Genomic DNA, 26031 nt, shown 5'->3' on the forward strand with positions numbered 1-26031 from the left:
CGATACGGTGGCCGCCTGTGCGAGGGCGCCGGCGCGCTCGGCGTGTCCGCGCCTTCTCAGCCGCCCGGTGGTGCCATCAGCCCGCTGGCACGCAGCACCTGGCGCCCGATGGCCGCCTCCAGCACCCGCTGCCCACGCCCGGCCGGCGCCACCAGCGTGAACCAGCGCCGCGCACGGGTGATGCCGGTGTAGACCAGCTCGCGCGTGAGCACCGGGCTGGCGGTGGGCGGCAGCAGCAGTGCGGTGTGCTCGAACTCCGAGCCCTGCGACTTGTGCACCGTCATGGCGAAGACGGTCTCCACGGCCTGCAGCCGCGCGGGCAGGGTCCAGCGCACGCCGCCCGAGCCGTCGGCCGCGGCGAAGGCCACGCGCAGCGCGGTGCCGGCCTCGGGCACCGGTCGGCCGGTGGCATCGTCGAAGCGGGCGGGCAGCTGCAGCGTCAGGCCCACGTCGCCGTTCATCAGGCCCAGCGCCGAATCGTTGCGGGTGACCAGCACCGGCCGGCCGGCGTACCAGCCCTGGGTGGCGGCGATCCAGCCTTCGGCGTGCAGCAGTTCGGCGATGGCGGCATTCAGGCCCGCCACGCCCCACGGACCTTCGCGCAACGCGCACAGCAGCTGGAAGCGGCCGCTGGCCTGCAGCAGGGCCGCGGCCCAGGCGTCCCATTCGGCGCGGGGCGCGTCGGAGTCGGGGCGCGCCTCGTGGATGCGACGCAGCCAGTGGGCCGGACCGACAGGCTGCCGGCCGTCGGGCTGCGCGCCCGCCGCCGAGGTGTCGTCGATGCCGTCGTCGGCCAGCAGCAGGGCGCGCAGGGCGGCGTCCTGCGCCAGATGACCCGGCGCAGCGCTGAGGCGGCAGCGGCGCAGGTCGGCGGGGCCGTCGTCGAACAGCGCCAACGCCTCGGCCGCCCGGCCCGCATTGACGGCTGTCGCCAGCCGGCCGATGCCGCTGCCGGCATGGAAGCGCCGGCTCACGCGCAGCATGGCGATGGCCTGGTCCAGCGGCTGCCCGCGCGGGTCCTGCAGATCGGCGGGCGGCGTCTGGCCGGTGGCGGCCTGCAGCCAGGCGAGGGTGTCCGGGGCGTAGTGGCCGGCCTCGGCGCGGCTGCACAGTTCGCCCAGCACCGCGCCGGCCTCGACGGAGGCGAGCTGGTCCTTGTCGCCCAGCAGCACCAGCCGGGCCTGTGGGGGCAGGGCGTCGAGCAGGGCGGCCATCATCTCCAGGTCGACCATGGAGGCCTCGTCGACCACCAGCACGTCCAGCGGCAGCGGATGGCCTGCGTGGTGACGCAGGCGGCGGGTGTCGGGGCGGCTGCCCAGCAGGCGGTGCAGGGTGCGGGCCTCGGCCGGCACATGGCTTCGCAGGCCGGCGCCGCCGGGCAGCTGGTGCCAGGGCAACGGGTCGAGGGCGCCGCGGATGGACTCGGTGAGCCGCGCGGCGGCCTTGCCGGTGGGTGCGGCCAGCTGGATGCGCAGCGGCCGGCCCGGGGCGCCCGGCATGCCGCGCGTGCCGGCACCCGCATCGGAGGCTGAACGGGCACCGGTATCCGGCGCCGCTTCCGCGCCGTGCTGTCGCCCGTCGCCCCCATGCATCGCCATCGACTGCAGCAGCGCCAGCAGCCGCACCACGGTGGTGGTCTTGCCGGTGCCCGGCCCGCCGGTGATGACGGCGAAGCGCTGGCGCAGCGCGAGGGCGCAGGCCATCTTCTGCCAGTCGGGCGTGCCGTCGCCGGCGCCGAAGAGCCGGTCGAGCACGGGGCGGATGCGCGCGGCCGGTGCCACGGGGGCGGGCGCCAGGCGGGCCTCGATGCGGGCGCGCACCTGCTGCTCGTACTGCCAGTAGCGCCGCAGGTACAGGCGCGGGCCCTGCAGCACCAGCGGCGTGGCGCCTTCGGCCGGGTCGCCGCGGCCGCACAGGCGGCTGGCGGTCAGGGCCTCGCGCCAGGCGGCCAGGCGCAGCGGCTGCAGCCAGCGCTGCGGGCCGTCGCCCACCGCGGCGGCGCTGGCGGTGTCGGGCGGCAGCGAGAGGCTGTGGCGGCCGTCGGCCAGCGTGGCCTGCAGGTCCAGGCAGACATGGCCGCGGCCGAGCTGGTGGCTGGCCAGGGCGGCGGCCAGCAGCAGCTCGGCGCCGGCTTCGGGATCATGGTCGCGGCAGAAGAGGGCGAAGCTGCGGTCCAGCTCGCGCAGCCAGCCCTGCTGCACCCAGCGGTCCAGGTCGGCCAGCAGGGCGTCGCGCCGCTGCCCGGCGGCGGCTTCGGCGGGCTCGGCGTCGAAGAGGTCGGCGGTGGGCGTCACGGGCGCGGTCTGCGTGGCGTCGGTGCGGCGGGTCATTCGGCGTCGCCTTCCTCGGGGCCGCGCAGCAGGGCGTCGAGTGCCTCGATCAGTTCGCGCGGCGGCCGCACGGCCCAGATGCCGTGGCCGGGCGCATCGGCGCCGCGCAGGTAGACGGTGAGCGCGCCGCCCAAGTGCGTGTCGGGGTCGTAGCCCGGCAGGCGGCTGCGCAGCAGGCGGTGCAGCGCCAGGCTGTAGAGGGCAGCCTGCACGTCGTAGCGATGGGCCAGCAGCGAGGCCTGGATCGCCGCATCGCCATAGGCCGCGTCGTCCGGGCCCAGCCAGTTGGACTTGTAATCGGCCACCCACCAGCGGCCGTCGTGTTCGAAGACCAGGTCCATGAAGCCCTTGAGCATGCCGGCCAGCTGCGTGGGTGGCAGCGGTGGGCGGGGCTGGCCGGGCAGCAGGTGGCGCTGCACCAGCGCGTCGATGCTGCGCGCGTCGGCGCGGTGCACCGGCATCCAGAACTCCATCTCGGACTTCGGCCGCGCCAGGCCGGCCGGCGTGGCGGGTGCGGCATCGGGCAGCGGCCAGGGCGTGCGCAGCCAGCGCGGCAGCCAGTCGCACAGCGGCTCGATCCAGGCCTCCCAGCCGCGCACGGTGCAACGGCGGGCGATCAGGTCGCGCAGGGCCTCGGGGCTTTCGAGCACGCGGGCGAAGCCCTGCTGCGCGCACCAGTCGAGCAGGCCGTGCAGGAAGCTGCCCGCCTCGGCGCCCTGCGGGAAGGCATGCCAGCTGCCGCCGCGCGGGGCGGTGGCGGGACGCTCCTCCGGCGCGACGTCGGCGGGCGCGATGGCTTCTTCCAGCGCCTGGTCCTGGCGGGCGTCCTCGGGCTCGGCGGCGGGCGCCGGGGCGTCCTGCGCCAGGGTGCCGCTGCCGCCCAGTTGCTGCACGAGTGCGGAATAACTGGCGATCCACCAAGGCGCATGCCCGTGGCGCAGCGGCGTGCGGGCGGTGCCGGGTGGCGGCGGGACGGGTGGGCGCCAGATGCGGGCGTCGGGGGAGGGTGCGGGTTCGATGACGAGCGTGGGCGGGCCGGAGGCGGCAGATGCGCCAGCCGCGGCGGATGCGTCGGAGGGCGTGGCTGTCCGGGCTGCCCCGGATGCGCCGCCCACCCCGGACGCGGAGGACGCTCCGGCTGCCGTCGTCGCGGCGGCGTCGCCCGCATTGCCCGCATTGCCCGCCAGCGTGTGCAGCGCCGCCCGGTAGCCCGCCAGGCTGTCGATGGCCGCGCCAGCGCCCAATACCTGCCCCAGCGCGCCGCGGTCCAGCGCCACCTTCCTGCCGCTGCCAGCCGACAGGGGCGCCACGCCCAGCCACAGCGCATGCCGGGCGCGGGTCAGCGCCACGTAGAGCAGCCGCATGTCCTCGGCCAGCCGCTCCTCGTCGGCCAGGGCGGCGGCCTCCTCGTGCTTGCCGTCCAGCTCGATCACGCGGGCATCGGCCTCGGCGTCGTGGAAGCCGATGGACCTGGTGGCGGAGGCCTTCTCCTCGCGCCAGGCGGCGATGAAGGGCAGCAGCACCAGCGGGTACTCCAGGCCCTTGGACTTGTGGATGGTCACGACCTTGAGCAGGGCGGCGTCGCTCTCCAGCCGCAGGATCTCTTCCTCGCCGCCCGGCTCGGCCAGGCGCTGGGCGAGGGCGCGGATCAGCGCATGCGGGCCGTCCAGGTCGAGGGCGCGGCGTTGCAGCCATTCGGCCAGGTGCAGCACGTTGGTGAGCCGGCGTTCGCCGCCGAGGGCGGTCGCGGCGGGTGCAGCGCCGTCGGGCGCATCCGCCTCATCGACGGGCGTTGGGCTGCGCGTGTCAGGCTGGGGGCGCACATCGGGCCCGGACGCCATCCCTGCGGGCGCTTCGGCAGGCAGCGCGCCGGCCCTGCCAGCCGGCGCAGCCAGCCAGCGCGCGGGCAGGTCGTAGGCATGCAGCAGCGCATGCACCATCGGCAGCACGCCGTGGCGCAGCCAGCAGGCGTTGAAGGACTGCCAGCGCAGGGCGGTCTCTTCCCAGGCCAGTTCGTCCTCTTCCAATCGGGCCAGTCCGGCCAGCGGCAGGCCCAGGCTGCGGCTGGCCAGGGCGGTGCGCAGCAGCCGGTCGTCGCCCGGCTCCGCGGCGGCGCGCAGCCAGCGCAGCATGTCCTGGGCCTCGGGCGTGGCGAAGACCGATTCGCGGTCCGACAGGTAGACGCTGCGCAGCCCGCGCGCGGCCAGCGCACCGCGGATGGCGGCGGCCTCGGTGCCGCTGCGCACCAGCACGGCGATGTCGGCCGGCCGCAGCGGCTGCCAGCGGCCGTCGGACTGACGGAAGCCGCTGCGGCCCTCGCCGGTGTCGGCCAGCCAGCGCACGGCGGCGCTGGCGAAGACTTCGGCCATCTGCGCGCGGTAGTCGGCGGTGCCGACGCTGTCGCGGCCGGCGTCGGGCTCGGGCTCCTGCGACCAGAGGGTGAGGGCGGCCGCGGGCGCGCCTTGGAGCCACAAAGCCTCGCTCCGGCCGCGGGCGCGCACCGGCACGAAGGGCACGGGGTCGCCGTCCGCCTGCGCGAAGCGGAAGGCCCCGCGCGGATGGCGGCTGGCCTGCGCGAAGACGCGGTTGACGGCCTGCACCACGGCGGTGGTGGAGCGGAAGTTGGTGTCCAGCGCATAGATGGCGCCACCCGCCGCATCGGCCTGCGCGGCGGTGTCGCGCCGGGCGCGCAGGTAGGTGCGGATGTCGGCGCCGCGGAAGGCGTAGATGGCCTGCTTGGGGTCGCCGATCAGGATCAGGCCGGTGGCGGTGCGGGGGGCGGCAGCAGGGCCGGCGCCGTGCATGTCGCCGGCCCCGGCGCCGCTTCCGTTTTCGCCATCGCCACCGCTTGGGCCACTGCCGTCGCCGCCATCCCCCGCTTCGCCATAGATGCGCCGGAAGATGCGGTACTGCACCGGGTCCGTGTCCTGGAACTCGTCGATCAGCGCCAGCGGAAAGCGGGTGCGGATGCGCGCCGCCAGCGCCGCGCCGCCCGGGCCGGCCAGGGCGCGGTCCAGCTGCAGCAGCAGGTCGTCGAAGCCCAGTTCGGCGCGGCGCAGCTTCTCGGCCGCGAGGGCTTCGCGCAGGGCGCGGGCGGCATGCACGGCCAGGTGCGCACGCAGGCCCGCGGGCTGGGCCGCGACCTGCGCCTGCTGCCAAGCGTCGATGGCGTCCAGCGCGGGATGGTCGGGCAGGGCCTGGCCCTTCTTGAGCTTGGCGCCTGCGCGGCCGAAGCGGGCGATGTTGTCGGGCGCCTCGGCACCGGCGCTCCAGTCGGCCAGCGCCTGCAGCCAGCCGTCGAAGGTGGCGTCGTCGTCCTTGCCGCGGTAGCTGTTGCCGTTGAGGTGCGGGCGGGCGTCGTGCCACAGGCGCTCCAGCGTGGCGCGGTCGGCCTGCCAGGCCTGGCGCGCGGCGTTCTCCCACGCGTCGGCCTCGGCCATGCTGCGGCCCAACTGGCGCAGGGCGTCCAGCGCGTCGGCTTGGCCGTCGAAGGCGCTGCCTTGCAGCCGCAGCTGCGCATCGCCTTGCGCGAGCAGCGGGCGCACGGCCTGCCACAGGGCCTCGGGGTTGGCGAAGCAGCCCAGCAGCGCACGCGAGGCGGCGGCGTCCAGCGGGTAGTAGTGGCGCCGCCAGTGGTCGTGCAGCACCTGCTGCTGCAGCGCCTGCAGGTCGGTCTGCAGGGTCTGGGCGAACAGACTGCCGCTGCCCATGGCGTGCTCGCGCAGCATGCGCCAGGCCCAGCCGTGGATGGTGGCGATGGCCGATTCGTCCATCCACTGCGCGGCCACGCGCAGGCGGTGGGCGCAGCCGGGGCGGGCCTCGGGCGCGTAGTCGGCGAGCAGGGCGGCCAGCGCGTCGCCGGCCGGTGCCTCGGCCTCGCCGGCGAAGACGCGCGCGGCCTCGTCCAGCCGGGCGCGGATGCGCTCGCGCAGCTCCTGGGTGGCGGCTTCGGTGAAGGTCACGACCAGGATCTCGGGCGGCGTGAGCGGCCGGCCGAAGGCGCTGCCGGGCCCGCCATGGCCCAGCACCAGGCGCAGGTAGAGCAGGGCGATGGTGTAGGTCTTGCCGGTGCCGGCGCTGGCCTCGATGAGGCGCAGGCCGTGCAGGGGGAAGCGCAGCGGGTCCAGCGGCTGGACGGCGGGGAGGGTGGCGTTCACGACTCGGCCTCCTTCGTGGCGCCGCGGCGTGCGGCGGGCACTTGTCGCCACAGCGGGCCGTAGAGCGCCTGGGCCCAGTCGAACAGGCCGCGGCCATCGCCGGTGGTGCGGGCGCTGTCCAGGGCGGCGAAGTCGGCATAGGCGCGGGCCAGTGCAGGGCGCTCGCACTCCCCCTGGCGCTGCATGCCGCCGTCGTAGGCCATGCGGGCAGCGTTGCCGGCCATGTCCTCGGCCAGCGCGGCGAAGCCGGTGCGGCATGCCAGGGGCAGCGGCTGGCGCAGGCCGGCGAGCCAGGCCTCGACGAGCTGACCCAGCGCTTCGTCCGCATCGGCCCGGGTCAGCGTCGGCAGCACCAGGGTGCCCGATTCACTGACCAGCACGGTGCGCGTGGGGCCGGCCGCCCAGTTGAGCGCCAGGTGCGCCGGCCAGTGGCGCACCACGTGGTGCCACGACAGCTCCTTGCCCTTGTGCAGCCGGCCCTGGGCCAGCACGAGGCGCGCGGGCTCGGCGGTGGCGGAGCCGGATGCCGGGCCTCCACCCGCACCTGCACCACCGCCAGCGGCCAGTCGCCGCGGCGGCAGGGCATCCTCGATCGCCACGCCGCTGGCCGCATGCCGCCAGTGCAGCAGCACGGGCTCGGCCTCCACCTCGGGCCACGCCTCGCAGGCCTTGAGGTAGTGATCGAAGGTGCGGGCCACGCGCTGGCGCAGACCCTGGCCGGCCAGCGTGCCGAAGGCCTGCAGCGGCAGCCGGCCTTCGCTCGCCAGCCGGTCGATCTGCTGCGCGAGCGTCGTGCCCAGCGCCGCCCGGACGGCGGCCGGGCCGGGCTGCGCGTCGCACCAGGGCTGCAGGGCCTGGCGCAGCTGCTGCTCCAGCGCCCAGTTCTCCAGGCCGCCCAGGGCGAAGAGCTCGTCGTCGAGCACGTCCTCGCTGCCGTCCGCACCGGGGCCGAAGCGCACATGCAGGCGCTGGGCGAAGAAGGCCTCGATGGGCTGGGCCAGGAAGTCCTCCAGCGGGCGCAGGGCGATGGGCTCCTCGGGCTGCCAGGGCGGGAGGGCCTGCTCGTCGCGGTCGGGCGGTTGCGCGGAATGAGCCGCCTGCCACTCGCGGCCATAGGTGTAGAGGCCGTCCACGGCCGGCGCGCGCGGCGCCTCGGGCGCGAAGTAGCGCGGGCTGAAGGGCTGCAGCGGATGCTCGGTGGTCAGCGCGGCCAGCAGCGCGTCGCGGTCGTGCTCGTGGCCGGCCAAGTGCCAGCCGGCGGCCAGGTGATCGCGCAGCTGGCCCACCAGCACGCTGGGCGCGCGGGCGCTGTGGTCGCGCACGTCGCGGCCGATCCAGCTCAGGTAGAGCTGCTCGCGCGCCGACAGCAGCGCCTCCAGCAGCAGGTAGCGGTCGTCGTCGCGGCGCGAGCGGTCGCCGGGGCGCCAGTCGTCCCTCATCAGGTCGAAGTCGGCGCGCATCACCGGGCGCGGGAAGTCGCCGTCGTTCATGCCCAGCAGGCAGACCACGCGGAAGGGAATGGCCCGCATGGGCATCAGCGTGCAGAAGCTGACGCCGCCCGACAGGAAGCGCTGGGCCAGCCCGCCGCTGCCCAGCTGGCCCAGCCAGGTCTCGCGCACCACCGAAAGCGGCAGCTTCTCGTCGAAGCCGGCGGCGGCGCAGTCGTCCAGCCAGCGGTCCAGGCCCTGCAGCAGTTCCTGCACGCGCACCTGCTCGCGCGGCGTGGCCGGCGCGAAGAAGCGCTGCAGCAGCGCGCGCAGGCGTTCGGCCCAGACGGTGGGCGTGTCTTCCAGCGACAGCGTGTCGAGCGTGACTTCCATGGCGCGCAGCAGCGCCGCCAAGGGTCCGAGGGCGGCGGCGTCCAGCCCGCCCACTTCGTCGAAGGGCGCGATGCCGTCGAAGGCCTCACCGTCGCCAGCGGCATAGCCCAGCAGCATGCGTTGCAGGCCGAAGCGCCAGCTGTTCGCTTCGCCGGCGGCGCCCAGGCCCTGCTGCGCGCGCTGATCGGCATCCAGGCCCCAGCGCACGCCGGCGCCTTCGATCCAGCGCTTGAGCACGGGCAGCTCGTCCTCGGCCAGGCCGAAGCGTTCGCGCACGGCCTGGACTTCGAGCAGGTCCAGCACGTCGCTGGCGGCGAAGCGGCTGTCGGGCAGGGCCAGCAGCGCCTCGAGGGCCACCAGCAGCGGCTCGCGCCCACGCTGGCCCTGGTCGGCGACGGTGAAGGGAATGTGCCGCGGGTCACTGCGCGTCAGCCGGCCGAAGACGGCCTCGATATGGGGGGCGTAGGCATCCACGTCCGGCAGCATCACGATCACGTCGCGCGGCTGCAGCGTGGGGTCCGCGTCGAAGCGGGCCAGCAGCTGGTCGTGCAGCACTTCCACCTCGCGCTGCGGCGAATGGGCGGTGTGGAAGCGCAGCGAGATGTCGCGCGCCGGGTCGACGGCGGGCCAGCGGGCACGGGTCTCGGCCAGGGGGCGCAGCTCCAGGATGTCGTCCTGCAGCTGGCGCAGCAGGCTGTGCTCGGGCGGCGTGTCATCGCTGAAGAGGTCGATGCGGCCGCTGCCGATGCCGGCCCAGGCGCCGCGGTAGCGGTCGGGTTCGTCGAAGCCGTCGATCAGGTGCAGGTAGTCGCGGCCCTGCTTGCCCCAGGCGGCCAGCAGCGGATGGGCATGCTGGTGCAGCGCGGCCTCGTCCAGCACGGCGGGCATGCCGGGGCGGCGCGCCTGACGGCGGTAGGCGCCGCGCAGCAGGTCCTGGTCGGCCACGATGTCGGTCCAGTGGTGGCGGCAGGGGTTGTGCACGAAGAGCATCACCTGCGCGTGCCGCGCCAGGGCCGCCAGCGCCTGCAGCGTCTGCGCGGGCAGGGCGGAGATGCCGAAGACGATCACCCGCCGCGGCAGGCCCGCCGGGGGCGGGCCTTCGTGCGCGGCCAGGGTGTCGATGAAGCGCTGGTGCACGCCGGCGCGGCTGCCCGCCAGGCCCTGCGTCGCATCAGCCGGTGCGCGGCCGTCCAGATCGTCGAGCAGGGCGCGCCACAGGCGGGCCTGCCAGTGCTGGTCCTCGGGCAGCGGGCGGGTGCCGCCGCGCAGCGTCTGGAGCTGGTCGCGGCCGGCGGCCCAGTCCTGCAGCCAGTCGGCGCGGTAGACCTGGTACTGGTCGAACAGGTCGGCCAGCCGCAGTGCCAGCTGGTGGCACTTGCGGGATTCGGGATCGTGGGCCAGGAATCGGGCCAGCGGCGCGAAGCGCGGATCGGTCTCGGCCGCGCGGGCGGTGAGGGCAGGCAGCAGGCGCATCAGCCGCCAGGCGAGCGGCGCCTCGTCCAGCGGCGAGCGCTCGGGCACCGTGTCGGCGCCCAACACCGCGCGGTAGGCCCGCCACAGAAACTGCGCCGGCAGCTGCACGTCGAAGGCCGCCGTGATGCCCAGCCCGCCGCGGGCCGGATCGGCCGCCAGCGCCAGCTTGAGCCACTGCGCGATGCCGTTGCTCTGCACCAGCACCACCTCGTCCTCCAGCGGCGCGAGCGGATGCCGCGCCAGCCAGGCCACGAGCAACTGCCGCAGGTCTTCCGGCCGGTTGCCGTGCAGGACCATCAGGCCGGGCTGCAGGGGGGGCGTGGCGAAGGAATCGGTCATGGCGGGCAGCGGCCGGCCATGTTAGCGGCCGGGGCAGGCGCGGGTTTTTACAATCGCGCCCCCATGAATCTGCCCACCTACACCCGCGCCCAGCAGCTGCCGGCCATCCTGGCCCAGCGCATTGCCATCCTCGACGGGGCCATGGGCACCATGATCCAGCGCTTCAAGCTCAGCGAGGCGCAGTACCGCGGCGAGGGCTACACCGGCCCCGGGGCCGTGGGCGATCGTTTCAAGGACTTCCACAAGGACGTGAAGGGCAACAACGAGCTGCTGTCCCTGACCCGCCCGGACGTCATCCGCGACATCCACGAAGGCTATCTGGCGGCCGGCGCCGACCTGATCGAGACCAACACCTTCGGTGCCACCACCATCGCGCAGGAGGACTACGACATGGCCGGCCTGGCGCGCGAGATGAACTTGGCCAGCGCCCGCCTGGCGCGCGAGGCCTGCGACAAGTTCAGCACGCCGGACAAGCCGCGCTTCGTGGCCGGCGCCCTGGGCCCGACGCCGCGCACCGCCAGCATCAGCCCCGACGTGAACGACCCGGGCGCCCGCAACATCGACTTCGAGACCTTGCGCGCCGCCTACTACGAGCAGACCGCCGCGCTGGTCGAGGGCGGCTCGGACGTGCTGCTGGTCGAGACCATCTTCGACACCCTCAACGCCAAGGCCGCGCTCTTCGCCATCGACGAGTACTTCGAGGCCAGCGGCGAATGCCTGCCGATCATCATCAGCGGCACCGTCACCGACGCCTCGGGCCGCATCCTGAGCGGCCAGACCGTCACCGCCTTCTGGCACAGCGTGCGCCATGCGCGCCCGCTGGCCGTTGGCCTGAACTGCGCCCTGGGCGCCGCGCTGATGCGGCCCTATGTGCAGGAACTCAACCGCGTGGCGACCGACACCTTCATCAGCTGCTACCCCAACGCCGGCCTGCCCAACCCGATGAGCGAGACCGGCTTCGACGAGACGCCCGACGTCACCTCGCGCCTGGTGCACGAATTCGCCGCCGACGGCCTGGTCAACATCGTCGGTGGCTGCTGCGGCACCACCCCCGACCACATCGCCGCCATCGGCGCCGCCGTCGGTCCGATGACGTCGCGCGGCGTGCAGGGCGCGCGCTTTTACCGCGAAGCCGCCTGAGCGCCTGCCCGGACATCCCGACATCGGGCCGCGGAGCAGGCCACGCGGGAGCGCGCGCGGAACCGGCTTTGCCGGGCCGCTGCGTGCGCCCCCTTGAGGGGGAGGCGCCGCAGGCGCCAAGGGGGTGGGCCTACTTCAACCAGCCGCGCTTTCTAAAGTAGAGCATCGGCCCGACGGCGCTGGCTGCCATCAGCAGCAGCACGTACGGATACCCCAGGCTCCACTCCAACTCGGGCATGAACTTGAAGTTCATGCCGTAGATGCTGGCGATCAGCGTCGGCGGCAGCAGCGCCACGCTGGCCACCGAGAAGATCTTGATGATCTTGTTCTGGTTGATGTTGATGAAGCCGACCGTGGCGTCCATCAGGAAGTTGATCTTGTCGAACAGGAAGGCGGTGTGGCTGTCCAGCGATTCGATGTCGCGCAGGATCTGCCGCGCCTCCTCGAACTGGTCGGCATTGAGCATGCGGCTGCGCATCATGAAGCTCACCGCGCGGCGGGTGTCCATCACGTTGCGGCGGATGCGGCCGTTCAAGTCTTCCTGGCGCGCGATCAGGCCCAGCACCTCGCCGGCGATTTCGTCGCTCACGTTGCCCTTGAGCACCAAGTTGCCGGCGGCTTCGAGCTCGTCGTAGATGCCTTCGAGCGTGTCGGCCGAGTATTCGGCGTCGGCGTCGAAGAGCTTGAGCAGCACCTCCTTGGCGTCCTCGATCAGCCCCGGCGCGCGGCGCGCGCGCATGCGCAGCAGGCGGAACACCGGCACGTCCTCGTCGTGGATCGAGAACAGCACGCCGCGGCTCTTCAGTTCGGCGTTGTGCTGGTTGAGGATGAAGGCGACGCGCACGCTGCGCGGCTCGTCGGCGTCGGCGATCAAGAAGTCGCTGCGCACATGCAGGTCGCCGTTGTCCTCTTCGTAGAAGCGGGCCGACTCCTCGATGTCCTCGTCGGTCACGTCCTCGGGAATGGACAGGCCGTAGTACTGCTTGACCCAGCGCTTCTCGTCCGGGCTGGGCGACTCCAGGTCGACCCAGATGGGCTGGAAGCGGGACAGCTCCTCCAGCGACTCGATTTCCTCCTGGACGAGGCGGCCGTTGGCGAGCGTGAAGATGTTGAGCATGGCGTGCTCCCCTGAAAGCGAAGGCGTTGCGGGACGATGGGCGACAGGAAGGGGGTGGTTGGCGCTTTCAGCCCGCCACCCGCGCACCGGCCGGCACGCGCGACGCGAAGGTCAGAAGGGAGCTGAAAGCTGCCGAGACGGGGAGGTGTCCAAGGTCGGTACTCCGGTAAAGCAGCGGGCGCGATTATGCACCGCAGCAGGGCGTGAAATGCCCCGATCTGGATGGGCATCCAGTACATTTGTGGCGTCATGTCCACCCTTGTGAACGAAGCGTCCACGGTCGCCGCCGACACCGTGGCCGGGCGCCTGGAAGCGGCCCTGGCCGGGCTCAACGAAGACCAGCGGGCAGCCGTCCTGCACGGCGTCGGCGAGCGCGCGATGCCGGGCGGGCCGCTGCTGGTCATCGCCGGTGCCGGGGCCGGCAAGACCAGCACGCTCGCCCACCGGGTCGCCCACCTGCTGGCCGCGGGCGCCGACCCGCAGCGCATCCTGCTGCTGACCTTCTCGCGCCGTGCCGCGCAGGAGCTGACCCGCCGCGCCGGCCTGGTCGCCGCCCGCGTGCTCGGCCTCGCAGAAGGCAGCCTGCCGGCGCTGCCCTGGGCCGGCACCTTCCACGGTGTCGGCGCACGGCTGCTGCGCGACCATGCGGTCCAGCTCGGGCTGGACCCGGACTTCACCGTCCACGACCGGGGCGATGCCGAAGACCTGATGGGCTGGGTGCGCCACGCCCGCGGCCTGTCGCAGACGGCCCGGCGCTTTCCCCTCAAGGGCACTTGCCTGGCCATCTACTCGCGCGTGGTCAACACCCGGCTGCCGCTGGCCGAGGTGCTGCGCCAGTCCTTCCCCTGGTGCGCCGAATGGCAGGAACAGCTGCCGGCCCTGTTCGCCGACTATGTGGACGCCAAGGCCCAGCAGAACGCGCTGGACTTCGACGACCTGCTGCTCGCCTGGGCCACGATGATGGAAGAACCGGCCCTCGCCGCACAGGTGAGCGCCCGCTTCGACCATGTGCTGGTCGACGAATACCAGGACACCAACCGGCTGCAGGACGAGATCCTTCGCCGCCTCAAGCCCGACGGCCGTGGTGTCACGGCCGTCGGCGACGACGCCCAGGCCATCTACGGCTTCCGCGGCGCGACGGTGCGCAACATCCTGGACTTTCCGGCCGCCTTCGACCCGCCGGCGCGCGTGCTCATGCTGGAGCGCAACTACCGCAGCACGCCGCCGATCCTCAACGCCGCCAATGCCGTCATGGACCATGCCCAGGAGCGCCATGCCAAGCGCCTGTGGACCGACCGCCCGAGCGCGGGCCGTCCGCAGCTGGTGCTGGTGCCCGACGAGGCGCACCAGGCCACCTGGGTGGCCGACCGCGTGCTGGCCCACCGCGAAGGCGGTCTGGCGCTCAAGCGGCAGGCAGTGCTGTTCCGCACGGCCAGCCACAGCGCGGCGCTGGAGCTGGAACTGGTGCGCCGCAACATCCCCTTCGTGAAGTTCGGCGGCCTCAAATTCCTGGAAGCGGCCCACGTCAAGGACCTGCTCGCGCTGATGCGCTTCGTGCACAACCCGCGCAGCCGGCTGGCGGGCTTCCGCACGGTGCAGCTCATTCCCGGCATCGGTCCCGCGACCGCAGGCCGGCTGATGGACGCGATGCAGGCTGCCGCCGACCCGGCCGCCGCGCTGGCCGCCTTCGTGCCGCCACCCATGGTGCGCGAGGCCTGGCAGGACTTCGCCCGCGCCTGGCAGGCGCTCAAGGCCGGCGGCGATGGCTGGCCACAGGAGCTGGCCATCGCCATCGACTGGTACGCGCCGCACCTGGAGCGCCTGTACGAGGCCGCGCCGCTGCGACTGGGCGATCTGCAGCAACTGGCCGAACTGGCCCGCGGCTACGCGTCGCGCGAGCGCTTCCTGACCGAGCTGACCCTCGACCCGCCCGACGCCACCAGCGACCGGCCCGGCCCGCCGCTGCTCGACGAGGACTACCTCATCCTCTCGACCATCCATTCCGCCAAGGGCCAGGAATGGAACTCGGTGCACGTGCTCAACGTGGTCGACGGCTGCATGCCGGCCGACGTGGCGCAGGGCGCGCACGAGCTGGAGGAGGAGCGGCGCCTGCTCTACGTCGCCATGACGCGCGCCCGGGAACACCTGCACCTGCTGGTGCCGCAGCGCTTCCATGTCACGCAGCAGTCGCGCTTCGGCGACCGGCATCTGTATGCAGGCCGCACTCGCTTCATCCCCGATGCGGACCTGCACCATTTCGACCGCGTGACCTGGCCGCCACCGCCGCCCGTCGTGCCCCATGCCCCTGTCCCGCCCGAGGTCTTGGACCTGCGCCAGCGCCTGCGCGCCGCCTGGCGTCCGGGCTCTTGAATGCGGGCCCCCGCGCTATCGAAGATGCAGCGGCGCGAACATCTCCTGATGGCGCTCAAACATTCCTCCATTGCAATTCGATGACGCCGCGCGCATAGTGAATTCAACGCGCCGACGCGCCTTCATCCCACATCGTCAGACCGCCCCGCCGACATCCCGCATTGCCTCGCGCACCCGCTTGAGTTCCGCCGGCCGGCGCCTTCCTTTCGAAGAACCGGCCATTTCCCCAACCGTCAATTCCAGGAGGTCATTCATGAATTTGACGATCAGCGGCCATCACCTCGACGTCACGCCTTCGCTGCGCAGCTACGTCACCACCAAGCTCGACCGCATCACGCGGCACTTCGACCGCGTGGTGGACGTCAAGGTGATCCTTACCGTGGAGAAGCAGAAGGAAAAGGAACGCCGGCAACGCGCCGAATGCAGCATCCACGTGAAGGGCAACGACATGTTCGCCGAGTCCAGCCATGCCGACCTGTATGCGGCGGTGGACGAACTCATGGACAAGCTCGACCGCCAGGTCGTCCGCCACAAGGACCGTCTCCAGGATCATGGACATCCCTCGCCCAAGCGCCTGATGTGAAGTCCCGCAGGCGACACCGCCTGCCATGCCGCCGAGCCCCTGCTCGGGGCAAATCCTCTTGAAAAGCCGCCTCCGGGCGGCTTTTCCATGTCTGGTACAAGGGTTAGCCCGGGTGCATAATCGCGCCCCGATTCGCCCCCCACCATGAACCGACTCGCATCCATCCTGCCGTCCGCTCAAGTGCTCGTGAGCGTGGACGCCACCAGCAAGAAGCGTGCTTTCGAGGAAGCGGGCCTGCTGTTCGAGAACCTGCACGGCCTCGGCCGCGCGCTCATCACCGACAGCCTGTTCGCCCGCGAGCGTCTCGGTTCGACCGGTCTGGGCCATGGCGTGGCCATCCCGCACGGTCGCATCAAGGGCCTGAAATCGCCGATGGCGGCGGTCTTCCAGCTGGCCCATCCCATCGGTTTCGACGCGCCCGACGAGCAGCCCGTGGCGCTGCTCATCTTCCTGCTGGTGCCGGAGACGGCCACGCAGAAGCATCTGGAGATCCTCTCCGAGATCGCCGAGATGCTGAGCGATGCGCCCCTGCGCGAGAAGATCAAGAGCAGCGTCGACGCCAGCGAGCTGCATGCCCTGATCGCGGGCTGGCGCTCGGCCCAGGTGGTCTGAGGGGCGCACGCCCCGGGGCTCGCGCCCTTTCCTGCTTTCTCATGACGTCGCGCGGGTGCCCCGACGGGGGCTCGCCTCTGTGGACAATGGCCGCATGAAGCCCACCGTCATCAGTGCCGATGCGATGTTCGAGGATTTCCGCGGCTCCCTGCGCTGGGAGTGGCTGGCGGGCCTCGGCGCCTCGGAGCGGCAGTTCGACCCCGAGGTCATCAGCAATGCCCGCTCGGCCGCCGACCTGGTCGGCTATCTGAACTACATCCATCCCTACCGCGTGCAGATCATGGGCGCTCGCGAGGTCGCGTACCTCACGCGCGGATCGCCCGAGGACTGCGCCCGGCGCGTGGCCCGCATCGTCACGCTGGAGCCGCCCATGCTGGTGCTGGCCGATGGCCAGGCCGCGCCGGACGAACTGCTGTCCATCTGCGAGCGGGCGCAACTGCCGCTCTTCGCCACCCGCGAATCCTCGGCCTTCGTCATCGACGTGCTGCGGGCCTACCTGTCCAAGCACTTCGCCGAGCGCACCTCGATGCACGGCGTGTTCATGGACATCCTGGGCATGGGCGTGATGATCACCGGCGAATCGGGCCTGGGCAAAAGCGAACTGGGTCTGGAGCTGATCTCGCGCGGCAATGGCCTGGTGGCCGACGACGCGGTCGACCTGTTCCGCATCAACCAGGCCACCATCGAGGGCCGCTGTCCCGACCTGCTGCAGAACCTGCTGGAGGTGCGCGGCATCGGCCTGCTGGACATCAAGGCCATCTTCGGCGAGACGGCGGTGCGCCGGAAGATGCGGCTCAAGCTCATCGTGCACCTCGTGCGCCGCGACTCCTTCGAGCGCGACTACGAGCGCATGCCCGCCGAGCCGCTCACGCAGGACGTGCTGGGCGTGCCGATCCGCAAGGTGGTCATCCAGGTGGTGGCCGGCCGCAACATCGCCGTGCTGGTCGAAGCCGCCGTGCGCAACTCCATCCTGCAACTGCGCGGTATCGACACCTATGCCGATTTCGTCGCCCGCCACCACAAGGCGATGGAAAACGGCGGCGCGTGAGCCGCAGTCCTCCGAATGAACAAAGCCCCGGAAGGGGCTTCGTTCATTGATGAGCCGTTGTTCAGCGGCAGGCGGGCCGTCTTTAGACGGCATCGGCTGGCTCCTGCTTCCCCTGATCAAAAGGCCGCGGAGCAGGCCATGTCAGGGCACCCGAGGAACTGGCTTTGCCAGGCCTCTGGGTGCGCCCCCCTCCAAGCCGAAGGCGCCAGAGAGGGGCTGAGGGCCGCGGCTCCAAGACTGCCAGTGCAGGCTTGGACGTGCCCGAAGAGCAGCCGCCTCTGGCGGCCGCCCGGAGCCGCGAAGCGGCATGGGGGGTGTTTATCGGTTTCTACAGTCGTTGCACACGCCGTAGAGCGACATGGCATGGTCCTGCAACTCCCAGCCCTTGTCCTTGGCGATCATCTGCTGGCGGCGCTCGATCTCGGCGTCGTAGAACTCCTCGACCTTGCCGCAGACGGTGCACACGAGGTGGTCGTGGTGCGTGCCCTCATTGAGTTCGTAGACGGCCTTGCCGCTCTCGAAGTGGCTGCGCTCCAGGATGCCGGCCTGCTCGAACTGGGTCAGCACGCGGTACACGGTGGCCAGGCCGATGTCGGAGCGCTCGTTCAGCAGCACGCGGAACACGTCTTCGGCCGTCATGTGGCGCTGGCCGCCGGTCTGGAAGATCTCCAGGATCTTCAGGCGGGGAAGGGTGGCTTTGAGGCCGGTGCTCTTGAGTTCTTCGATGTTGCCCATGGTGGATTCCGGCATTGGCGAGGCGGGTGGCATGCCCGCGCTGCCTGTGGGTCGGAGCCGCCCTGGCAGAGGCCGGCCGCTACAATGCCCGGATCATATCGCCACGCTTTTTCCCCATGCCTGGACAACTTCTCCGCCCGAGCGGCTTTCGTCTGGCGGCCGTCCTGCTGGTCGGCGTCGGCATCGCCGGCTGCAGCAGCACCGGTGATCGTGTGCGCGGCGCCCTCAACGCGATCACGCCGTACAAGGTCGAGGTGGTGCAGGGCAACTTCGTCTCCAAGGAGCAGGTGGACGCCCTCAAGACCGGCATGTCGCGCCAGCAGGTGCGCGAGATCCTGGGCACGCCGCTGCTCACCGACGTCTTCCATGCCAACCGCTGGGACTACGTTTTCACCATCCGCCGCCAGGGCGTCGAGCCGCAGCAACGCCGCCTGACGGTGTTCTTCGAGGGCGACACGCTGGCCCGCTTCGAGGGCGACACCATGCCTTCCGAAGAGGAATTCGTCGCCACGCTGGACACCCGCAAGCGCAGCGGCAAGGTGCCCGAGCTGCAGGCCTCGGAAGACGAGCTCAAGAAATTCAAACCGGCCGTGTCCGCGTCGCCCACGCAGGACCTGCCGCGCAGCACCCAGCCGCTGCCGCCGAGCTACCCGCCGCTCGAAACCCGCTGAACCTTCTCCCCAGGCCGCCGGTCGCCGCCGTCGCAACGCGGCCGGCCCGGCGGCCTTTGTTGTTCTTGCCCTCCCGCACCGAAAGCGAACGCGCATGACCGCCGCTCCCGTCGCCTCCTCTCCGTCTTTCGCCTCGCACCGCATCGCCGTCGCGGGCGCCTCCGGCCGCATGGGCCACATGCTGATCGAGGCGGTGCGCGCCGCGGACGACTGCCAGCTGGCCGGCGCCCTCGACCGCGAAGGCAGCCCCACGCTGGGCGGCGATGCGGGCGCTTTCCTGGGCTTTGCCTCCGGCGTGGCCGTGACGGCCGACCTGCGGACTGGCCTCGCCGGTGCGCAGGTGCTGATCGACTTCACCCGCCCCGAAGGCACGATGGCCCATCTGGCCGTCTGCCGCGAGCTGGGTGTGCAGGCCGTGATCGGCACCACCGGCTTCAGCGATGCGCAGAAGGCCGAGATCGCCGAGATCGCCAAGGACATCGCCATCGTCATGGCGCCCAACATGAGCGTCGGCGTCAACGTCACCTTCAAGCTGCTGGAGATGGCGGCCAAGGCGCTTTCCACCGGCTACGACATCGAGGTCATCGAGGCCCACCACCGCCACAAGGTGGACGCCCCCTCGGGCACCGCGCTCAAGATGGGCGAGGTGATCGCCGACGCGCTGGGCCGCGACCTGAAGGACTGCGCCGTCTACGCCCGAGAAGGCGTCACGGGCGAGCGCGACCCCTCCACCATCGGCTTCGCCACCATCCGCGGCGGTGACATCGTGGGCGACCACACCGTGCTGTTCGCCGGCACGGGCGAGCGCATCGAGATCTCGCACAAGTCCAGCAGCCGCGCCGGCTATGCCCAGGGCAGCCTGCGCGCGGTGCGCTTCCTGGCCGGCCAGAAGGCCGGCCTGTTCGACATGTTCGACGTGCTCGGCCTGCGCTGAGCGCGCCATCCCCTCCAACGCGACCGCGCGAGCAGACGATGGGTGCCCTTTCGCTGCTGGACCAGGCCGACGCCGTCGGCCGCGGCGTCGCCTTGTTGCTGCTGCTGATGTCGGTGGCCAGCTGGGTCACGCTGCTGTGGAAAGCGTGGGTGCTGCGCGGCGGCGCCGGCCGGCTGGCCCGCGCGGTGGCGCTCTTCTGGCAGGCGCCGGACGTGGGCGAGGGCGTGGCCCGACTGGCAGGACTCGACCCGCGCCGCCATGTGCTGCCGCTGGCGCAGGCCGTGCAGTCGCTGCCTGCGCGCACGGCGCCCGACACGTTGCAGGCCCTGGGCCAGCCGCAGGCCCCGCTCACCCGGGCGCTGCGCGATGCGCTGCAGGCCGTGCTGCGCCAGCTGCAGGCGGGGCAGATCCTGCTGGCCACCATCGGCGCCACCGCCCCCTTCGTCGGCCTGCTCGGCACGGTGTGGGGCATCCATGGCGCGCTGGTGAGCATCGCGGGCCAGGCGGGCGGCTTCACCATCGACAAGGTGGCCGGCCCGGTGGGCGAGGCGCTGATCATGACCGCCTTCGGCCTGGCCGTGGCCCTGCCGGCCGTGGCGGCCTACAACGTCTTCGGCCGCATCATCGGACACATGGAGGCCGAGCTCGAAGGCTTCGCGCACGACCTGCTGGCCGTGTTCGCACCCGAGCCGGCGACGGCACCGATGCCCCCTGCGCGGCCGATGCCGGTGACGGCCTGATCGCCGCTCTGCCGCTTGCTACAGCCGGGCGAGCTCTCATCCCCACCAAGCAGGACGACCCCGCACCATGGCCTTCGGCCGCAGCACCGACCGCCTGAACCCGCGCACCGGCCCCGCTGCGCGGCCCATGGCCGACATCAACGTCACGCCGCTGGTGGACGTGATGCTGGTGCTTCTGGTGATCTTCATCGTCACGGCGCCGCTGATGGCCAGCTTGATCCGCCTCGACCTGCCCGCTGCAGGGGCCGCCGCGCCGGTGGAGCAGCCGCGCGCCATCACCGTGGCGCTGGACGCGCAGGGCCACCTGTTCGTGGACGACCAGCCCGTTGCCGATGCCAACGCGCTGACGCAGCGGCTGCGCACCGCCGCCGCGGGCGTGCCGGACATCGAACTGCAACTGCGCGCCGACCGCAGCCGGCCCTATGGCGAGATCGTCACGCTGATGGATGCGGCGCGCGAGGCGGGCATCCAGCGCATCGGCTTCGTGGCCGAGCCGGCGTCCATCGATCGCGCTGGCGCGTCGCCACGCTGAGCAACTGCGTCGGCCGGCGCATCGGCCAAAAGCAGGCTTGGCCGCCGGTCCGTGGCCGACCGCCTCTTGCCCCGCAGCGGCGCCAAACGGTGACCGCGCGCCGCCCTCAGCCCGCCTTGCCCAGCACCACCGGCCTGGTGCGCCAGATGTCGTGTGCGTACTCGGCGATGGTGCGGTCGGACGAGAACGCCCCCATGCCCGCCACGTTCAGGATGGCCTTGCGCGCCCAGGCGTCGGCGTCGCGGTAGAGCGCGTCCACCTCGGCCTGCTTGGCCACGTAGGCCGCGTAGTCGGCCAGCAGCAGGTAGTGGTCGCCCCAGTTCACCAGCGTGTCGAACAGGCCCTGGTAGCGCCCCGGCTCGCCCGCCGAGAAGGCGCCCGACTGGATCGCGTCCAGCGTGCGCTTGAGCTCGGCATTGCCTTCGTAGAAGTCGCGTGGCCGGTAGCCCTTGGCGCGGATCTCGGCCACCTGCGGCGTGGTGTTGCCGAAGATGAAGATGTTGTCGTCGCCGACGTTCTCCTTCATCTCCACGTTGGCGCCGTCCAGCGTGCCGATGGTCAGCGCGCCGTTGATGCCGAACTTCATGTTGCCGGTGCCCGAGGCCTCGGTGCCGGCGGTGGAGATCTGCTCCGACAGGTCGGCCGCCGGCATGATGATCTCGGCCAGGCTCACGGAGTAGTTGGGCAGGAACACCACCTTCAGCAGCTTGCCCACGCGCTCGTCGGCGTTGATGACGGCGGCCACGTCGTTGATGAGCCGGATCACCTGCTTGGCGGTGAAGTAGGCCGAGGCCGCCTTGCCCGCGAAGATCACGACGCGCGGCACATGGTGGCCGTGCGGATCGTCCAGGATGCGGTGGTAGCGCGTGATGACGTGCAGCACGTTCAGCAGCTGGCGCTTGTATTCGTGGATGCGCTTGACCTGCACGTCGAACATGGCGTCGGTGTCCACCACCACGCCCATGTGCTGCTCGATCCAGTTGGCCAGGCGCAGCTTGTTCTCGCGCTTGGCATGGCGGAAGGCGCGCACGAAGGTGGGCTGCTCGGCCATGGGCTTGAGGGCTTCGAGCTGCGACAGGTCGCGCCGCCAGCCGCGGCCGATGCGCTTGTCCAGCAGCGCGGCCAGCGGCGGGTTGGCCTGGGCCAGCCAGCGGCGCGGCGTGACGCCGTTGGTCTTGTTGTTGAAGCGCTCCGGGAAGAGCCGCGCGAAGTCCGCGAAGATGGACTGCTTCATCAGCTCCGAATGCAGCGCCGACACGCCGTTGACCGAATGGCTGGCCAGCACCGCCAGGTAGGCCATGCGCACGCGCCGCTCGCCCGACTCGTCCACCAGCGACAGCCGGCGCATCAGGTCGGTGTCCTGGCCCACCTGGGCGGCCACCTCGCCCAGGAAGCGGGCGTTGATGTCGAAGATGATCTGCAGGTGGCGCGGCAGCACGCGGCCCAGCATTTCGACCGGCCAGGTCTCCAGCGCCTCGTGCATCAGCGTGTGGTTGGTGTAGCTGAAGACCTTCTGCGTCTGGGCCCAGGCCTCGTCCCAGCCCACGTCGTATTCGTCCACCAGCAGGCGCATCAGCTCGGGCACGGCCAGCACGGGGTGCGTGTCGTTCAGGTGGATGCTGACCTTCTCGTGCAGCTGGTCGAAGCCCGTGTGGGTGCGCAGGTATCGGCGAACCAGGTCCTGCACGCTGGCGCTGCAGAAGAAGTACTCCTGGTGTAGGCGCAGCTCCTTGCCCGAGAGCGTGGAGTCGTCGGGGTAGAGCACGCGCGAGACGTTCTCGGAGTGGTTCTTGGTCTCGACCGCCTCGAAGTAATTGCCGCGGTTGAAGGCCGAGAGGTCGATCTCTTCGGTGGCGCGGGCCGACCACAGCCGCAGCGTGTTGGTGGCCTGCGTGCCGTAGCCCGGAATGATGGTGTCGTAGGCGATGGCCAGCACGTCGTGGGTGCCCACCCACTTGGCGGTGCCGTAGGCCTGGCGGCCTTCCACATGGCCGCCGAAGCGCACCCGGTACTTGACCTCCGGCCGCTGGAATTCCCAGGGATTGCCGCGCGTGAGCCAGTAGTCGGGCGTCTCCACCTGCTGGCCGTCGATGATGCGCTGGCGGAACATGCCGTATTCGTAGCGGATGCCGTAGCCCATGCCCGGCACGCCCAGCGTGGCCATCGAATCCAGGAAGCAGGCTGCCAGCCGGCCCAGGCCGCCGTTGCCCAGTGCCGCGTCGGGCTCGCGCTCGGCCAGGGCGCTGACGTCGATGTCGAAGTCGGCCAGCGCGGCCTTGACGGTGTCGTACAGGTCCACCGCCAGCAGGGCGTTGGTGAAGGTGCGACCGATGAGGAATTCCATCGACAGGTAGTACACGCGCTTGACGTCCTGCGCATAGCTGGCGCGCGTGGTCGCCATCCAGCGCTCGACCAGCTGGTCGCGCACGGCCAGGGCGGTGGCGGCGAGCCAGTCGTCCTGGCTGGCGGCCACCGGGTCCTTGCCGACGGCGTACATGAGCTTGGTCGCCACGGAGCGCTTGAAGGCGGCAACGTCACGATCGGGATGGTCGTATTCGAAGTCGGCTGGAGTCATGGCGTTCTTGAAAGCTTTCGTGGATGGGAAGGGGCCCGGCGCCGAAGGTTCCCCAGCATTTAATGGGCCAGGGCCTCCCGGTAGACCGTGAGATAGTGCTCAGCGGCGGTGCCCCAGTCGGCCGGCCGGCGCATGGCGGTGGCCCGCACGCGGCGCCAGTCGGCGGGTCGCTCGTACAGGGCGAAGGCCCGGCGCAGGGCGCGGGCGTAGTCCTCGCCCTCGAAGCGCTCGAAGACGAAACCGGTGGCCGTGCCCTCGGCCATGTTCTCCAGCGCGCAGTCCACCACCGTGTCGGCCAGGCCGCCCACGCGGTGCACCAGCGGCAGGGCGCCGTAGCGCAGGCCGTACATCTGCGTCAGGCCGCAGGGCTCGAAGCGCGAGGGCACCAGCACCACGTCGGCGCCGCCGAAGAGGCGGTGGGCCAGCGGCTCGTCGTAGCCGATGCGCGCAGCGATGCGCTTGGGCTGCGCGGCGGCGCGCTCGCGGAAGGCCTGCTCCATCCAGGCGTCGCCGCTGCCCAGCAAGGCCAGCTGGCCGCCGCGTTCGAGCAGCCCGTCGATGCCGCCCAGCACCAGGTGCAGGCCCTTCTGCTCGGTCAACCGGCTGATCACGATGAACAGCGGCGCGCGCTCGTCCACCGCCAGGCCCAGCTCGTGCTGCAGGGCCGCCTTGCAGCGGGCCTTGCCTGCCATGCGCCGGCCCTCGGGCATGGAAAAGCGCTGCGCCAGGTGGCTGTCGGTGGCGGGGTTCCACACCGTCTCGTCCACCGCATTGAGGATGCCGTGCAGCGCACCGCTGCGCGCGCGCAGCAGGCCGTCGAGGCCGAATCCCTGCTCGGGCGTCTGGATCTCGCGGGCGTAGGTGGGGCTGACGGTGGTGATGCGGTCGGCGTAGAACAGGCCCGCCTTCATGAAGGACACGTCGCCGTGGTATTCCAGTCCCTCGACCTGGAAGGCTTCGGGCGGCAGACCCAGCTCGGCGAAGGCCCAGCCGCCGAACTGGCCCTGGTAGGCCAGGTTGTGGATGGTGAAGACGCTGCGCACGTCCGCGCCCTGGCCGCGCTGGCGCGCGAAAGCCAGGTAGGCCGGCGCCAGGCCGGCGTGCCAGTCGTGCGCATGCAGCAGCTCGGGGCGCCACAGCGGGTCCAGCCCCTGGGCCAGCAGCGCGGCCGCCCAGCCCAGCATGGCGAAACGGCGGTGGTTGTCGCCGTAGGGCTGCTTGCCTGGTCCTTCGTAGGGGTTGCCGGGACGGTCGTACAGGGCGGGCGAATCGACCAGGTAGGTGGGCAGCAGCCGGCCGGCACCGCCGTCGATGTAGCCGAAGCGCAGCAGGGCCGGCTCGCCCCAGGGTGCGTGGAACGTCGCCACCGGCCGGGCATCGGCCACGCCGGCCGCGATGGCGGGAAAGGCGGGCAGCAGCACGCGGGCGTCGGCGCCCGCGGCCGCCAGGGCCAGGGGCAGGGCCCCGGTCACGTCGGCCAGGCCGCCGGTCTTGAGCAGCGGGAACAGCTCCGCGCTCACTTGCAGGATGCGCATCAGGCCGAGCCACCCTTTCCGTAGCTGGCGAGGTTCTCCACCGGCTGCTGCAGACCGAGCCGGCGCAGCATCTCGCGCGTGATCAGCACCACCCCGCCGGCCGTGCGCTCGAAGCGCTCGGCGTCGGCCACCGGGTCCTCGCCCACGATCAGCCCGTCGGGCAGCACGCAGGCGCGGTCGATCACCACCTTGCGCAGCTTGCAGCCGCGGCCGATGGTCACGTCGGGCAGGATCACCGCCTCCTCGATGTCGCAGAAGGAATGCACCCGCACGCCGGAGAACAGCACCGAGTTGCGCACGCCGGAGCCCGAGACGATGCAGCCGCCCGAGACGATGATGTTCACCGCCTGCCCCGGGTTGCCGTCGCGGTCGGGCACGAACTTGGCCGGCGGCAACTGGCGCTGGTAGGTCCAGATCGGCCAGTCGTCGTCGTAGATGTCCAGCTCGGGCGTGATCGAGGCCAGGTCGAGGTTGGCCGACCAGAAGGCGTCGATCGTGCCCACATCGCGCCAGTAGGGCACCACGCCCTGCACCCGGCTCACGCAGGACATGCCGAAGGGATGCGCCAGCGCCCGGCCCTCGGCCACGGCACGCGGGATGATGTTCTTGCCGAAGTCGTGCTCCGATTCGGGGTTGTCGGCGTCTTCCTCCAGCAGGCGGTAGAGGTACTCGGCATCGAAGATGTAGATGCCCATGCTGGCCAGCGCCACATCGGGCTTGCCGGGCATCGGGGGCGGGTCGGCCGGCTTCTCGATGAAGGCGGTGACGCGGCGGGATTCGTCCACGGCCATCACGCCGAAGGCCGTGGCCTCCTCGCGCGGCACCTCGATGCAGCCGACGGTGCAGCCGCCGCCGTTGGCCACGTGGTCGCGCAGCATGATGGAGTAGTCCATCTTGTAGATGTGGTCGCCGGCCAGCACCACCACGTAGTCGTGCCGGTGCGAGCGCGAGCGGATGATGTCCGCGTTCTGGTAGACGGCATCGGCCGTGCCGCGGTACCAGTGGTCTTCGCTCACCCGCTGCTGGGCGGGCAGCACCTCGACCATCTCGCCGAACTCGGCGCGCAGGAAGTTCCAGCCGCTCTGCAGGTGGCGCATGAGCGAATGCGACTTGTACTGGGTGACCACCGCCACCCGGCGGATGCCGGAGTTGATGCAGTTGGACAGCGCGAAATCGATGATGCGGAACTTGCCGCCGAAGAAGACGGCCGGCTTGGCGCGGCGGTCGGTCAGCTGCTTGAGCCGCGAGCCCCGGCCGCCGGCCAGGACCAGGGCGATGCTTCGTCGCACCAGCTGATGGGTTTCGAGGGAATGGTCCATC

Annotated in this window: 17 protein-coding genes; 9 read left to right on the top strand and 8 right to left on the bottom strand. The window is 71.6% G+C overall.

What is annotated here, in order from left to right:
- Positions 1-56 precede the first annotated feature (56 nt).
- Genes recD through recC form a run of 3 tightly spaced genes read right to left on the bottom strand, consistent with a single transcriptional unit; the run spans position 57 to position 10119 of the window.
- A complete protein-coding gene (recD, locus tag ACT54X_RS01070; protein ID WP_476344537.1) occupies positions 57-2330 on the bottom strand; it encodes an exodeoxyribonuclease V subunit alpha in 2274 nt (757 codons plus the stop codon).
- Positions 2327-6487 (bottom strand): UvrD-helicase domain-containing protein, encoded by a 4161-nt coding sequence (locus ACT54X_RS01075; RefSeq protein WP_294366353.1) that lies wholly within the window; start codon positions 6485-6487, stop codon positions 2327-2329. Before ACT54X_RS01075 ends, recD begins: the two co-directional genes overlap by 4 nt.
- Complete coding sequence (gene recC / locus ACT54X_RS01080; protein WP_476344539.1) at positions 6484-10119, bottom strand: exodeoxyribonuclease V subunit gamma; 3636 nt, start codon at positions 10117-10119, stop codon at positions 6484-6486. The genes ACT54X_RS01075 and recC overlap by 4 nt, the downstream gene beginning before the upstream one ends.
- Positions 10120-10182: 63 nt before the next feature.
- On the opposite strand from recC, the gene ACT54X_RS01085 reads away from it, so the two are divergent.
- Entirely contained in the window at positions 10183-11259 is a 1077-nt protein-coding gene (locus ACT54X_RS01085; protein ID WP_476344541.1) for a homocysteine S-methyltransferase family protein, read from the top strand.
- A 130-nt stretch (positions 11260-11389) separates the two neighbouring features.
- On the opposite strand, the gene corA is transcribed toward ACT54X_RS01085, so the two are convergent.
- Positions 11390-12376, bottom strand: coding sequence for a magnesium/cobalt transporter CorA (corA, locus tag ACT54X_RS01090; RefSeq protein ID WP_294366359.1), 987 nt, complete (start codon positions 12374-12376; stop codon positions 11390-11392).
- 249 nt (positions 12377-12625) lie between these two features.
- Here corA and ACT54X_RS01095 point away from each other — a divergent pair, with 249 nt between their 5' ends.
- From ACT54X_RS01095 to hprK, 4 genes are all read left to right on the top strand, one after another.
- Positions 12626-14746 carry an ATP-dependent helicase gene (locus tag ACT54X_RS01095; protein ID WP_476344543.1) on the top strand — a complete coding sequence of 707 codons (2121 nt, stop codon included), beginning with the start codon at positions 12626-12628 and terminating at the stop codon, positions 14744-14746.
- Positions 14747-14999: 253 nt separating this feature from the next.
- Positions 15000-15329 (top strand): ribosome hibernation-promoting factor, HPF/YfiA family, encoded by a 330-nt coding sequence (gene hpf, locus ACT54X_RS01100; protein WP_017757964.1) that lies wholly within the window; start codon positions 15000-15002, stop codon positions 15327-15329.
- A 144-nt stretch (positions 15330-15473) separates the two neighbouring features.
- Positions 15474-15941, top strand: coding sequence for a PTS sugar transporter subunit IIA (locus ACT54X_RS01105; protein WP_294366364.1), 468 nt, complete (start codon positions 15474-15476; stop codon positions 15939-15941).
- A 94-nt stretch (positions 15942-16035) separates the two neighbouring features.
- Positions 16036-16989, top strand: a complete 954-nt coding sequence (gene hprK / locus ACT54X_RS01110; RefSeq protein WP_043119117.1) for an HPr(Ser) kinase/phosphatase — start codon at positions 16036-16038, stop codon at positions 16987-16989.
- Between the two features lie 318 nt (positions 16990-17307).
- Here the strand turns inward: hprK and fur are convergent, their stop codons facing one another.
- Positions 17308-17724 carry a ferric iron uptake transcriptional regulator gene (gene fur, locus ACT54X_RS01115; protein WP_076505370.1) on the bottom strand — a complete coding sequence of 139 codons (417 nt, stop codon included), beginning with the start codon at positions 17722-17724 and terminating at the stop codon, positions 17308-17310.
- 116 nt (positions 17725-17840) lie between these two features.
- On the opposite strand from fur, the gene ACT54X_RS01120 reads away from it, so the two are divergent.
- From ACT54X_RS01120 to ACT54X_RS01135, 4 genes are all read left to right on the top strand, one after another.
- Complete coding sequence (locus tag ACT54X_RS01120; protein ID WP_294366369.1) at positions 17841-18395, top strand: outer membrane protein assembly factor BamE; 555 nt, start codon at positions 17841-17843, stop codon at positions 18393-18395.
- A 94-nt stretch (positions 18396-18489) separates the two neighbouring features.
- The gene (dapB, locus tag ACT54X_RS01125) at positions 18490-19329 is read left to right on the top strand and encodes a 4-hydroxy-tetrahydrodipicolinate reductase (protein WP_354319051.1); all 840 of its coding nucleotides are present in this window, start codon (positions 18490-18492) and stop codon (positions 19327-19329) included.
- Between the two features lie 38 nt (positions 19330-19367).
- Positions 19368-20069, top strand: a complete 702-nt coding sequence (locus ACT54X_RS01130) for a MotA/TolQ/ExbB proton channel family protein (RefSeq protein ID WP_476344547.1) — start codon at positions 19368-19370, stop codon at positions 20067-20069.
- Between the two features lie 67 nt (positions 20070-20136).
- Entirely contained in the window at positions 20137-20601 is a 465-nt protein-coding gene (locus ACT54X_RS01135) for an ExbD/TolR family protein (RefSeq protein ID WP_476344549.1), read from the top strand.
- A gap of 106 nt (positions 20602-20707) precedes the next feature.
- On the opposite strand, the gene ACT54X_RS01140 is transcribed toward ACT54X_RS01135, so the two are convergent.
- Genes ACT54X_RS01140 through glgC form a run of 3 tightly spaced genes read right to left on the bottom strand, consistent with a single transcriptional unit; the run spans position 20708 to position 26030 of the window.
- Entirely contained in the window at positions 20708-23176 is a 2469-nt protein-coding gene (locus ACT54X_RS01140) for a glycogen/starch/alpha-glucan phosphorylase (RefSeq protein WP_476344551.1), read from the bottom strand.
- Between the two features lie 59 nt (positions 23177-23235).
- Positions 23236-24711: a glycogen synthase GlgA gene (gene glgA, locus ACT54X_RS01145; protein ID WP_476344553.1), complete on the bottom strand. Its 1476-nt coding sequence runs from the start codon at positions 24709-24711 to the stop codon at positions 23236-23238.
- The gene (gene glgC, locus ACT54X_RS01150) at positions 24711-26030 is read right to left on the bottom strand and encodes a glucose-1-phosphate adenylyltransferase (protein ID WP_476344554.1); all 1320 of its coding nucleotides are present in this window, start codon (positions 26028-26030) and stop codon (positions 24711-24713) included. The genes glgA and glgC overlap by 1 nt, the downstream gene beginning before the upstream one ends.
- Between the last annotated feature and the right edge of the window lies 1 nt (position 26031).

This window comes from Pseudacidovorax sp. DMC4, from assembly GCF_056314265.1.

Bases quoted from the DNA above. Each gene is read 5' to 3' on its own strand.
- ACT54X_RS01130 (WP_476344547.1), top strand. From the start codon at position 19,368: ATGGGTGCCCTTTCGCTGCTGGACCAGGCCGACGCCGTCGGCCGCGGC.
- fur (WP_076505370.1), bottom strand. From the start codon at position 17,724: ATGGGCAACATCGAAGAACTCAAGAGCACCGGCCTCAAAGCCACCCTT.
- ACT54X_RS01140 (WP_476344551.1), bottom strand. From the start codon at position 23,176: ATGACTCCAGCCGACTTCGAATACGACCATCCCGATCGTGACGTTGCC.
- hpf (WP_017757964.1), top strand. From the start codon at position 15,000: ATGAATTTGACGATCAGCGGCCATCACCTCGACGTCACGCCTTCGCTG.
- recC (WP_476344539.1), bottom strand. From the start codon at position 10,119: ATGACCGATTCCTTCGCCACGCCCCCCCTGCAGCCCGGCCTGATGGTC.
- glgC (WP_476344554.1), bottom strand. From the start codon at position 26,030: ATGGACCATTCCCTCGAAACCCATCAGCTGGTGCGACGAAGCATCGCC.
- corA (WP_294366359.1), bottom strand. From the start codon at position 12,376: ATGCTCAACATCTTCACGCTCGCCAACGGCCGCCTCGTCCAGGAGGAA.
- ACT54X_RS01085 (WP_476344541.1), top strand. From the start codon at position 10,183: ATGAATCTGCCCACCTACACCCGCGCCCAGCAGCTGCCGGCCATCCTG.
- hprK (WP_043119117.1), top strand. From the start codon at position 16,036: ATGAAGCCCACCGTCATCAGTGCCGATGCGATGTTCGAGGATTTCCGC.
- recD (WP_476344537.1), bottom strand. From the start codon at position 2,330: ATGACCCGCCGCACCGACGCCACGCAGACCGCGCCCGTGACGCCCACC.
- ACT54X_RS01120 (WP_294366369.1), top strand. From the start codon at position 17,841: ATGCCTGGACAACTTCTCCGCCCGAGCGGCTTTCGTCTGGCGGCCGTC.
- ACT54X_RS01095 (WP_476344543.1), top strand. From the start codon at position 12,626: ATGTCCACCCTTGTGAACGAAGCGTCCACGGTCGCCGCCGACACCGTG.
- dapB (WP_354319051.1), top strand. From the start codon at position 18,490: ATGACCGCCGCTCCCGTCGCCTCCTCTCCGTCTTTCGCCTCGCACCGC.
- ACT54X_RS01105 (WP_294366364.1), top strand. From the start codon at position 15,474: ATGAACCGACTCGCATCCATCCTGCCGTCCGCTCAAGTGCTCGTGAGC.
- glgA (WP_476344553.1), bottom strand. From the start codon at position 24,711: ATGCGCATCCTGCAAGTGAGCGCGGAGCTGTTCCCGCTGCTCAAGACC.
- ACT54X_RS01135 (WP_476344549.1), top strand. From the start codon at position 20,137: ATGGCCTTCGGCCGCAGCACCGACCGCCTGAACCCGCGCACCGGCCCC.